General features: G+C 69.2%; 12 protein-coding genes. 2 read left to right on the top strand and 10 right to left on the bottom strand.

The window, feature by feature from the left end; translation table 11 throughout:
• The first annotated feature begins 173 nt into the window (after positions 1 to 173).
• Positions 174 to 899, top strand: coding sequence for a hypothetical protein (locus tag D9R02_RS09705; RefSeq protein WP_224764846.1), 726 nt, complete (start codon positions 174 to 176; stop codon positions 897 to 899).
• Positions 900 to 962: 63 nt separating this feature from the next.
• On the opposite strand, the gene D9R02_RS09700 is transcribed toward D9R02_RS09705, so the two are convergent.
• Positions 963 to 1,604, bottom strand: coding sequence for a DUF1345 domain-containing protein (locus tag D9R02_RS09700; RefSeq protein WP_059281511.1), 642 nt, complete (start codon positions 1,602 to 1,604; stop codon positions 963 to 965).
• 195 nt (positions 1,605 to 1,799) lie between these two features.
• Positions 1,800 to 3,224 carry a dihydrolipoyl dehydrogenase family protein gene (locus D9R02_RS09695; RefSeq protein WP_121566822.1) on the bottom strand — a complete coding sequence of 475 codons (1,425 nt, stop codon included), beginning with the start codon at positions 3,222 to 3,224 and terminating at the stop codon, positions 1,800 to 1,802.
• 127 nt (positions 3,225 to 3,351) lie between these two features.
• On the opposite strand from D9R02_RS09695, the gene D9R02_RS09690 reads away from it, so the two are divergent.
• Complete coding sequence (locus D9R02_RS09690; RefSeq protein ID WP_102613788.1) at positions 3,352 to 4,029, top strand: enoyl-CoA hydratase/isomerase family protein; 678 nt, start codon at positions 3,352 to 3,354, stop codon at positions 4,027 to 4,029.
• 134 nt (positions 4,030 to 4,163) lie between these two features.
• Here D9R02_RS09690 and D9R02_RS09685 read toward each other — a convergent pair whose 3' ends face one another.
• The 8 genes from D9R02_RS09685 to hpaD form a co-directional block, all read right to left on the bottom strand.
• Positions 4,164 to 4,631, bottom strand: a complete 468-nt coding sequence (locus tag D9R02_RS09685) for a GNAT family N-acetyltransferase (protein ID WP_259463945.1) — start codon at positions 4,629 to 4,631, stop codon at positions 4,164 to 4,166.
• 107 nt (positions 4,632 to 4,738) lie between these two features.
• A complete protein-coding gene (locus D9R02_RS09680) occupies positions 4,739 to 5,335 on the bottom strand; it encodes an ATP-binding protein (protein ID WP_102613786.1) in 597 nt (198 codons plus the stop codon).
• Positions 5,336 to 5,442: 107 nt separating this feature from the next.
• Positions 5,443 to 6,087: a nucleoside/nucleotide kinase family protein gene (locus D9R02_RS09675; RefSeq protein WP_102613785.1), complete on the bottom strand. Its 645-nt coding sequence runs from the start codon at positions 6,085 to 6,087 to the stop codon at positions 5,443 to 5,445.
• Positions 6,088 to 6,201: 114 nt separating this feature from the next.
• On the bottom strand, positions 6,202 to 6,636 hold the full coding sequence (locus tag D9R02_RS09670) for a cytidine deaminase (RefSeq protein ID WP_121566820.1): 435 nt from the start codon (positions 6,634 to 6,636) through the stop codon (positions 6,202 to 6,204).
• Between the two features lie 69 nt (positions 6,637 to 6,705).
• Positions 6,706 to 7,443 carry a dienelactone hydrolase family protein gene (locus D9R02_RS09665; protein WP_259463944.1) on the bottom strand — a complete coding sequence of 246 codons (738 nt, stop codon included), beginning with the start codon at positions 7,441 to 7,443 and terminating at the stop codon, positions 6,706 to 6,708.
• A 120-nt stretch (positions 7,444 to 7,563) separates the two neighbouring features.
• A complete protein-coding gene (locus D9R02_RS09660) occupies positions 7,564 to 8,334 on the bottom strand; it encodes an HpcH/HpaI aldolase family protein (RefSeq protein WP_147435349.1) in 771 nt (256 codons plus the stop codon).
• A 50-nt stretch (positions 8,335 to 8,384) separates the two neighbouring features.
• Complete coding sequence (hpaH, locus tag D9R02_RS09655; RefSeq protein WP_121566817.1) at positions 8,385 to 9,170, bottom strand: 2-oxo-hept-4-ene-1,7-dioate hydratase; 786 nt, start codon at positions 9,168 to 9,170, stop codon at positions 8,385 to 8,387.
• 211 nt (positions 9,171 to 9,381) lie between these two features.
• Positions 9,382 to 10,548: a 3,4-dihydroxyphenylacetate 2,3-dioxygenase gene (hpaD, locus tag D9R02_RS09650; RefSeq protein ID WP_101888116.1), complete on the bottom strand. Its 1,167-nt coding sequence runs from the start codon at positions 10,546 to 10,548 to the stop codon at positions 9,382 to 9,384.
• Between the last annotated feature and the right edge of the window lie 93 nt (positions 10,549 to 10,641).

Raw genomic sequence — 10,641 nt, 5'->3', positions numbered from 1 at the left:
CGCCCACCACGATGCCCCCCGAAGTGGGCCGATCTCATGCTTGCTCATCACTGCAGGTCAGGCCGTGAATTCCCGCACATTGGCGCCCCCTGTATGCGTTTGCAAAATCACGAGTTGGTGACGAACCCGCTGTGGCGTTGCGCACAGGACTCGCGATTGCGAACCTGTTTGCTATGGCGAAGCGACACGGCACTCGAACATGGCTGGTCGCCGCAGTGCTGCTCGGCACCGTGACGGTGACCGGGTGCGCGGGCGGCTCCTCCGGCGATCCCGAACAGGGTGGCCCCTCGGCGAACCCCGAGGCGAGCGCCCCGGCCGGCGGCGAGAGCTCCGTGGCACCGGCTCAGGGGGTCACACCCGCCGAGGCCGACAGCGCGGCCACCTATGAGCTCACGCAGACGTACACGGACCCGGACAAACTGTTCACGGTGAAGTACCCCAAGGACTGGACGGCTGAGCAGAGCAACGGCTACCTGGAGCTGAAGAGCCCGGACGGGAAGGTCACGGGATCCGTGGCCTCCACCAAGGCCCGGCCGCCCAAGGGCGACTGGTTCACCCGCCCCGCCCATCCGCTGATCGGGCTGGAGACGCCCATGAGCGAGCAGGTGAACGGCAAGGTCTACACGTACTCCAGCTACGTGCCCGCGCCCGCACGGGGTGACGGTGGTGGTGACTCGGTGATGTGGGGACTCACGGAGTCCGACAACAAGGGCATCGTGCGCCTCACGAACGGTGGCGACAAGGCGGCACTGCTGGCCGAGTTCCACTACGCCCCCGTCAACGAGGGCAACAAGCCCCTCTCCCAGAGCAAGGGAGTGGAGCTGGTCAACCAGATCAACCAGACGGACGAGGCCGGCACCGTGGACGCGATCCTGAAATCCGCCCGCGCCGGCGCATAGGGCCCCCACGACCCATCGGCCGTCACTGCGGGGCGCAGAGCGCGGGGAGAGAAGCAGGCGCGGTCATCCTGGCAGCACACCGAGCACCACGTTCACCGTGGCCGCCAGGATGACCGTGCTGAAGATGTAGGACAGCAGGCAGTGGCGCAGGATCACGGCGCGCAGCCGTGTGGTGCTCACGTTGGTGTCCGAGACCTGGAACGTCATGCCCAGGTTGAAGGAGAAGTAGAGGAAGTCCACGTACCGCGGGGGCTCGCGGTCGTTGAAGTCGATCCCGCCCTGCGGGTGCCGGTAGTACTCGTGGGCGTAGCGCGCCCCGTACATCAGGTGGAGCATGGCCCACGTGAGCAGGATGCCCAGCAGCCCCAGCACGGCACCGGTGGTGCGGGTCTCGGTGCCTCCGCGCACCAGGATGACCATGATGGTCAGCAGGTTCACCAGGGACAGTGCCACCACGGTGGCCTCCTGCACGAGCGGCTGGAAGTCCTCGCGCACCGAGTTCCTGCGCGTGCGCGCGGCATCCATGGGCCACAGCACGGACACCGCCAGCACCACGTACGCCAGCGACACACCGCACGCCCCGACCAGCACCGCCAGCAGCCCGTCCAGGGCCAGGGAGGCCATCCCGCCCGCGACCACGCCCACCGCCACGGCGATCGCGAGTCGCAGGTGGGCGGACAGGGGCCGCCGCTCGGTGCTCGTCATGGGTCCAGGCTAGTGGGCGCGCCACGACATGGTGCCCGCCGCGCGCTCAGCATCCCGGACTCGTGGCCTCTCCGGGCGCGCGCCACGGCATGACGCGTTCCCACCGTCCCGAGCGAAGCCCTTCCGGGGCCGCAGATCACGTCCCACGGGGCACCTCTTGCGGCGCTCGGCACGCCAGGCCGACCAGGACAGGCCTCAGCGCAGCTCCGCGGGCAGCTCTTCCAGCAGCCGCAACCAGATCTCGGAGACCGTGGGGTAGCTCGGAACGGCGTGGCGCAGCAGCTTCACGGGCACCCTTCCCACAATTGCGATCGTCGCCCCGTGCACCAGTTCGGTGGCCTCGGGGCCCACGAACGTGGCGCCCAGGAGGCACCCCGAGTCCTCGTCCACCACGAGTGTGGCGTGCCCGGCGGCGTCGTCCCGCAGCAGGGCGGCTCCGGCGGCACCGGTGATCGGGGCCTCCGCGACGACGACGCCGTGCCCCGCCTCCCGCGCCTCGGCCTCGGTCAGGCCCACGGCACCCACCGGGGGATCCGTGAACACGGCCTGCGGCACGGGAACGGGACCGTCCGGGGCGGTCTCGTGCCGTCCGGCGAGCCGGGAGCCGAGCACGCGGGCCTCGTACTTGCCCATGTGGGTGAGCAGGGCGGTGCCGGCGGCGTCCCCGACCAGGTGCAGCCAGTCCGGCAGGTGCCCGGCGCGGGCATCCTCCGGGGTGACCCCCACGGAGTCCAGCCCCAGATCCGTCAGACGCGACGTGCGGCCGGTGGCCACGAGCACCTCGTCCACCTCCAGCGGACCGCCCGTGGTGCCCAGCCGCACCGGGCCGCCGTGGATCCGGCCGAGTCCGGTGTCCCGCGCCTCCGCGCGGTGGGCGGTCTCCACGGTGGTGTTCAGCCGCACGTCCACCCCGCCGTCCTCGAGGGCGTCCTTGACGATCTCCCCCACGAACGGTTCGTTCTTCGCGAGCAGCGCGTCGCCGCGCACGAGCATCGTGACGGAGGAGCCGAGAGCGGCCAGCCAGGTGGCGGCCTCCACGGCCACCACACCGCCGCCCACGATCGCCAGGCGCGGCGGGACCTCCACGACCCCGGTGGCGTCCTTGGAGCTCCACGCGTGCAGACCCTCCAGGGCGGGCGGGACCACCTCGGTGGAGCCGGTGGCGATGACCACCGCACGGCGGGCCGTCAGCGTCCGGTTGCCGTCCGGACCGGTGACCCGCACGGTGCGCGGCCCCGTGATCTCCCCGTGCCCGCGCACCACGCGCAGACCGGCGCCCTCCGCCCAGCGGACCTGCGCGGCGTCGTCGTAGTGGGAGACCCACGCGTCCCGGCGAGCGAGAAGCTCCCGCACCCGGACGGCCGGGGAGTCCACGCCCTCCAGGTGCGCGGCGGTGCGCGCCACCTCCACGGGGCGCAGCAGCGCCTTGCTGGGCATGCATGCGTAGTACGAGCAGTCGCCACCCATGAGCGACTCCTCCACGATGACGGTGGAGAGCCCGCCGTCGTGCGCATACTGCGCCAGGTTTTCCCCCGCGGGCCCGCCGCCGATCACGACGACGTCCGCTGCGTGCTCCGCCGCGCTTTCGGCTCCCGGGGTGCTCTGGTTCGCGGTGGTCATGAGGGCTCCGTTCGTCCTGGGATGTGAGGCGAGTCTAGAGTGCGGGGACGCGCCGCCGTCCACGGTCCGGCGCCCGGCGCTGGTTGCCCGGCCGCGTCCGTGGGCGGGCGTGTGCCATGCTGACGAGATGACTCAGCTGACCCGCCAGGAGAACGTGTTCGTCCTCGACATCAGCGACTCGCCCGAGGGCGACCACCGCTTCACGTACGAGCGGATGCGGGCCATCGACGCCGCCCTCACGCGGGTGGAGTCCACGCCCGGGGAGCTCGCGCTGGTGATCACGGCTCAGGGCAAGTTCTTCTCGAACGGGCTCGTCCCCGAGCTCTTCGTGGAGCCGGAGTACAGCGCGGCATTCCAGAGCCTTGTCGCTCGTCTGCTGGTCTCCGAGGTCCCCACGGTCTGCGCGATCAATGGCCACTGCTACGCCGGCGGGCTCCTGCTGGCCCTCGCGTGCGACGAGCGCTGCGCCCGTTCGGAACGCGGGTTCCTGTGCCTCCCCGAGACCTCGATCCGGGTCCCGTTCACCTCCGGACTGTCCGCCCTGGTCACGGCCCGCCTCGCCCCGCGCGACGCCCACCGCGCCATGGTCCTGTCCGAGCGCTACGACGCCCCTGCGGCCGCGGCGGCAGGAATTGTCGACGACGCCGTTCCCGGCGCAGATCTGCTGGCCCACGCCGTGCGCCGGGCTGGTGAGCTGAGCCCGCTCCGCGGTTCCGTCCTGGCCACGAACAAGCGTCGGCGGTACGCGGACGTGGTGGAGGCGCTGCACCGTCCGGAGCAGCTCACTGTGGAAACGGGCGCCTGAAACTTCTTCCCTGCGCTGCGCGTTCGTGGTGCTGCATCCCGGCCGCACTGCGCGTGCATCAGCGCGTCGCGAGACGGGTGGGGCTGGTGTGGGGCATTCCCGAGCGGTCGAGCACCCTGGTGGTCGCTACCCCGTCACACGTCACGGGCCATCGCGACCCGAGGGGCCGTGAACCGCATGCGCTCCTCGGAGAGTTCGGCGGCGAGTTGCGGCCCGAGGGCATCGTCCGGCAGGGCACGAAAGCCCAGCTTGCGGTAGTAGGGGGCATTCCAGGGGACGTCCGCGAAGGTGGTCAGCGTGAGCCGGTCGTCGCCCCGGTCACGCGCCCAAGAAGTGACGGCGTCGATCAGGTTGGCTCCGATGCGCTGCCCGGCATGATCCGGGTGAACGCTGACCTGTTCCAGATGGGCACTCCCGTCACGCAGCACGGCGAGAGCATAGGCCACGACCTGGTTGTCGACCGTGGCAACCCACGCCCGGCCGGCCGATGCATGCCGTTTAAGTCGCTGCACGTCGGGCAGAGGATCGTCAGCGACCTCCGGCATCCCGATCGAGCGGAAGGCCTCTCCCGCGGCGGCTTCAATGGCAGGCAGACTGATCACGTCAGCTGGGCCTGCTGAGCGGATGCTAGGCATCCCCTGACCGCTACAAGGGCAAGACGCCGCAGACCGTCCACACTTGGCTACAGGGGCACGGTTCAAATGACCGGTCATTGCACTTCTATGTGAATTCCCGTAAACGCCCGCAGATCTTCGGGGGTCAAGCGTTGGGGCCCATCAATCTCCGTATGAAATGTCACCACCGTGCCTGAATGGCCGCGGGGTGTCACCGACATCAACTCTGCCGCAGGAATCCCGTAGTGGTAGGTCTGGGTCCACGCTTCCATCCCTCGGTGGTTCTCGTGGGTGAGGATGTCGCTGAGCGCCGCAACGGATGACATTCCCCGGCGTGGCAACCCGTCAGGAAGACGGGGAGAACGCCTTGGGTCCGTGAACCGAACGTCCGCCGTCGCCATCACGGGTTTTCGGATGACCCGGCCATCGTCATCCACGCGGGTGTCGGTTCCCCGACCGTCGTCATCGATGGTGACAGATCCGTCGTCGTGGTAGGTGACAAGGACATGCCCTGGCTGTGCGGCCGCGATGGCCTCGTCCCGCGCATAGGCCAGGACCTCCATCATCAGGTGACGCCGCCCTCCCGCTACCCCAGGGGCGAGCAGAACATCGCGCATCGATGCCAGGTGACCGGGGTCGACTTCCCACGCCCACTTGTGCGTCGTCGTCCTCCAGGTCGGTCGACGTGTCATGCGCTGATTTTACTGCCGATAGTCCATGGGATGGGAACCAAGGCCGTTGCCGAACTGTTCATAGCTGTCGTCGCCTCGTTGAATCGTCAAGCTCATTCTTCCGAACCCTAGAAAAGCCGCGGGCGGTTGAGATCTGTGTTCTCGAAAATGAACGTTGCAGCCTCCCGGGGAGAAGCCTCGGCCAGGTAAAGGCGTTGGCCGCCCACGTAACGGTGATGCTCTTCGGCCTCCGGGTCTGGGTCGTGTTCCCCGGCAAAACGCGCGTTTCCTCTCGGTACCGAGACGCTGAACGGAACATCAACCCACACGGAAGCATCCCACTCGTCACGCAGTTCAGGCCGGTGCAAAAAGATCCCGTCCACCAGCACCAGGGTGTCCGGTGCCAGCTCGATGGGCCGTGCATCGACAGGCCGGTCTTCGTCAACGTCCCACACGGCCGGGGTAATGGCGTGCTCAGTTCGAAGTGGTGTGATGACACAGCGACGAAAAGCGTCGTAGTCGTAGGAGTCGCGATAAAAGCTCTCAGGGCCTCGGCCAGTTGCATACCGGTGGGCGCGAGGGTGGTGGAAGTCGTCCATGCTCACGTTGATGACAGGCCGCGTGCCCCGGGCCGACACGAGTGTCACCAGCTCCCTTGCCAGAACCGTCTTTCCCGCTCCGTCGAATCCGTCAATGGCCACCAGCGCAGGACGCCCCGGTGCAACGGCGCACAAACGTTCGGCCAGGAGCGCGAGGGTTTGGTGACGATTCATGCCACGAGTCTCTCAGCTACGCCCAGGGAACCTGGCCGGCGTGGTTGGAAGATCCGCGCCTCAACGTTCGTATGGTCCCGGGCTCTGACGGCCGAGGGGTCGGAGACGAAACAACTACTGCCAACGACTGGAGATCTCGCCTGGGAACACGGTCATCCAGTAGTCCGGCAGCACCTCGTGCAATGGCTTCCACGTGACCTGCGTGGGATCCCCGCGCCCGGCAACACCGACGAGCACATCGGGCCCGTGCACGGCCAACCGCTCCCGGCACACGCCGCACGGGCTGAGGACCAGGAACCTTCCCGCTTCCTCCCGGTGCAGGCACACGGACGCCACGATCTCCTGCTCGAGCCGGAACGCTGCCGCGTAGGGCTCGATCTCGTGGCAGACTTCCACCGCCGGGTTCACCGCATCCGGTGCCGTGCCGGTGAGAACCGTCCCGTCGGCCAGCAGCATCGCGGCTGCCCCGCGCTCCTCATCGCCGGGGAAACGGTGCTCGATGAGGTCTCGACATGCGTTGACCGTACGGTTCAGCTGTTCGCGGTCCATGCTCTGACTCTAACTAGCAGTCGCAGGCGTGAAGGCTTGTGTCCGGTGCGGGGCAACACCGTCAGGCACTCACACAGAGGCGCCCAGGTGCGCCCCAAAGTAGTCCTCAATCCTCCGCCACGCGTGCTCACGGTCCTCTCGGGTGCCCCCGAAGCCTGCCACGTGCCACAGCGGAGCCAGCGCGGCGGGCCCCGGCATCGAGTCATTGAGGAAGGCGTGGCCCGCGCTCGGGTACTCCTGGATGTCGTGCTCCACCGAGGCGGCGTCGAGCTTTGCCTCCAGCCTCTGCACAGCGCCCCGGTTCTGCAGATCGCGCGCACCGTAGGAACCCACCACCGGGCAGGCGTGGCCCACGTCCTCGGGAACGGTGCCGTAGTTCACGCTCGCCACGGCGTAGCGGTCCCGGTCGCAGGTCATCAGCGCGAAGCCCCCGCCCATGCAGAAGCCGATGAGGCCCACGGCCTCGGTGGTCTCCGGCTGGGCGAGCAGCCACTGCCGACTGGTCTCGATGTCCACCAGAGCCCTGCCCTTGCCCGTCATGAGGGAACGCATCGTGGCGACCAGGCACCGCCGCGCCCCACCTTCCGAGTACAGGTCCGGAACGACGACCTCGTAGCCCCACCCGGCGATGCGGTCGGCGTGGGCGCGCATGTCGTCATTCACGCCGAAGATCTCCATCACCATGACCACGCCAGGCCACTGGCCGTCCCCGGCGGGCCGCGCGACGTAGGCGGAGAGCCGGTTCGAGCCGCCCCTCTCCTGAGAGGCGTGGGCGAGGTCCACGGTGTATCGCACGAGTTCAGTCATGCACAGACCATAGCCCCGCGGTCACGGTCCACCGGAGGCACCCTGCATACTTGGAAGAGTAGCCCCCGGCGCAGCCCACGCGAGTGTGACGGCCGGGGTTTATTCATGCCCCCGGAGGGCTCAGCCCCGGAACGCCCCCGCCAGGTTCCGTGCCCCGGAAGCCAGCAGGGCGACGTCGGCGCCCACGTTCACGAAGTCCGCACCCGCGGCGAGGTAGTCCCGCGCCTGGTCCTGCGCGAACGCGTTGACGCCCACGAACTTGCCCGCCGCCTGCACCGCGGTGATCACGTGCTTCACGGCGGCGACGACGTCCGGGTGGGTCTGCTGCCCGATCAGCCCCATGGAGGCGGCGAGGTCCGAGGGGCCCACGAACACGCCGTCCACCCCGTCCACCGCGGCGATCTCCTCGATGCTCGCCACGGCCGCCGCGGACTCCGCCTGCACCACCAGGGTGATGGTCTCCCGTGCGCGCGGCAGGTAGCCGGGGATCCCGCCCCAGCGCCCGGAGCGCGCGAGCGCCGCGCCCACACCGCGCACGCCCGCGGACGGGTACGCCACGGACCGGGCTGCGGCCTCCGCCTCGGCCACGGAGTCCACCATGGGCACGATCAGCGACTGCACCCCGAGGTCCAGGTACTGCTTGATGGTGACCTCGTCGTTGTCCGGCACCCGCACCACGGAGAGCGTGGGGTACCCGGCGATCGCTCGCAGCTGCGCCTGGATGGACTCCAGAGACAGCGGCGAGTGCTCGCCGTCCACCAGGAGGTAGTCGAAGCCCGCGCTCGCGCAGATCTCCGCCGCCGTGGGGTCCCCCGAGGACAGGAAGATGCCCGTGACCGGGTCCTGCGGCGTGCGCGGCAGCGCGACGAGGTCCTTGAGGCTCGGCAGCACGCCCGGCAGGTTGGCGGCGCCCTCAGCGCGGAAGGTGTGGATCAGCTCGTTCACTCGAAGCGACACGTGATGGCTCCCAATTCTCCGTAGTCCGCGTGGACGGTGTCCCCGGGGTGCACCCACATGGGCTTGGTGAAGGAGCCTGCGAGCACGATGCTCCCGGCCTCCAGCGCGTCCCCGTGCGCGGCCAGCTTGTTCGCGAGCCACGCCACGCCGTTGGCGGGGTGGTTGAGCACGGCCGCAGCCACCCCCGTGTCCTCCAGGGTCTCGTTGCGGTACAGCAGCGCGGACACCCACCGCAGGTCCACGGCGTCCGGTGCCACGGGGTTGCCGCCGTAGACCATTCCACCCAGGGCCGCGTTGTCCGAGATGGTGTCCACGATCGTGCGGCCCTCCATCTCGATCCGCGAGCTCAGGATCTCCAGGGCCGGGACCACGTACTCGGTGGCCCGCAGCACGTCGAAGATGCTCGTGTGCGGTCCGCGCAGCTCGTCCTTGAGCACGAACGCCAGCTCCACCTCGATCCGCACGTTCGAGTACTGCCCGTGCTCGATCACCGAGCCGTTCTCGTGGACCTGGTCCGCGAAGATCGCCCCGTAGTCCGGCTCCGTGATCCCCGTGGCCTCCTGCATGACCTTGGAGGTGAGCCCGATCTTCCGGCCCACCAGCCGCCGCCCGGACTCCTGCGCCCGCCGGCGCCACTCGTTCTGCACCGCGTAGGAGTCCTCCACGGTCATCTCCGGGTAGCGCTGGGTGAGCCGCTCGATCATCGTGCGGTTCGCCTCCGCGGCGGCCAGTTCGTCCGCGATGGCCACCACGCGTTCGTGCTCCAGCATGTCCTTGCCTTTCGGTTGGTCCGTGCGCCGTGTCCGCAGGGGACGACGACGCCGCTGCGCCGGCTACCCGCCGTTCCGTCACCCGGGTGCCCCGCAGGGCCGGGTGCCGCTCCCCCGGGAAGGCCGCGAGCGGCGTCGTCGTCCCCGTGGCGTGAGCCGCACCCGCAGCCGCCGGGGCGGGCGGGCGCGGCTCACGCGCGGGAGGAACGGGTCAGAGCTGGTGACCCATCTTGTACTCGCCCTTCTTCCAGTCCGGCATGGACTTCTCGCCCTCGGAGGGGCGCGTGTAGGAGAAGCCGTCCGCGCCGATGGTCACGGCGAGCTCGGAGTCGTCCGTGCGGGAGACGACCTCCTGCGGGTTGCCGTCCAGGTCCAGCACCAGGGAGGCCTCCGTATACCAGGAGGGGACCACGGGAGTGCCCCACCAGTCGCGGCGCTGGTTGTCGTGCACGTCCCACGTGACCACGGGGTTGTCCGGGTCACCGGTGTAGTAGTCCTGCGTGTAGATCTCCACGCGGTGCCCGTCCGGGTCCCGCAGGTAGAGGTAGAACGCGTTGGACACGCCGTGGCGGCCGGGCCCGCGCTCGATCTTGTCCGACTGGCGCAGCGCACCGAGCTTGTCGCAGATGGCCAGGATGTTGTGCTTCTCGTGGGTCGCGAAGGCCACGTGGTGCATGCGGGGGCCGTCGCCGCCGGTCATGGCGGTGTCGTGCACGGTGGGCTTGCGGCGCATCCACGCGGCGTACACCGTGCCCTGCTCGTCCTGGATGTCCTCGGTCACGCGGAAACCCAGGTCCTGCATGAACTTGGTGGCGCGGGGCACGTCCGGGGTGACCTGGTTGAAGTGGTCCAGGCGCACCAGGGCGCCCGGGGTGTAGAGGTCGTAGCGCCACGCGAGGCGCTCCACGTGCTCCACGTCGTAGAAGAACTCGTACGGGAAGCCCAGCGGGTCCTCCACGCGCACCGACTCGCCAATGCCCTTGGTAAAGCCCTCCGCACGGCGCTCCACGCGGCAGCCGAGCTCCTCGTAGAAGGCCACGGCCTTGTCCAGGTCCTCGGGGGTGCGCACGCGGTAGGAGAACGCGGCCACGGCGGCCACGGGGCCCTGGCGCAGCACCAGGTTGTGGTGGATGAACTCCTCGATCGAGCGCAGGTAGACGGTGTTCTCGTCCTCCTCCGTGACCGTGAGCCCCAGCACGTCCACGTAGAACTCGCGGGACTTCGCGAGGTCCGTGACCACGAGCTCCATGTACGCGCAGCGCAGGATGTCCGGTGCCGGGGCGCTCGGGGTCTTGATGGGGTTGTCCGTGGTGATCGGGGCTTCCTGCGAAACGTAGAAGCCCGAGGACGTCATTGTCCGATCAGCGGGATTCGTCATGGTGTGTCCTTCGTGGTGGGAGTAACAGGGTCGTGGGGTTCTGGTGGCCGCCCGCTCCACCGCGGACCGGACGGCCCGCGGCGGGGCGGGAGC

The sequence above is a fragment of the Kocuria rhizophila genome (assembly GCF_003667225.1).
Lineage (GTDB): Bacteria > Actinomycetota > Actinomycetes > Actinomycetales > Micrococcaceae > Kocuria > Kocuria rhizophila.
Note: the sequence above shows the minus strand (reverse complement) of the source record. Positions and strands in the feature narration are given on the sequence as shown.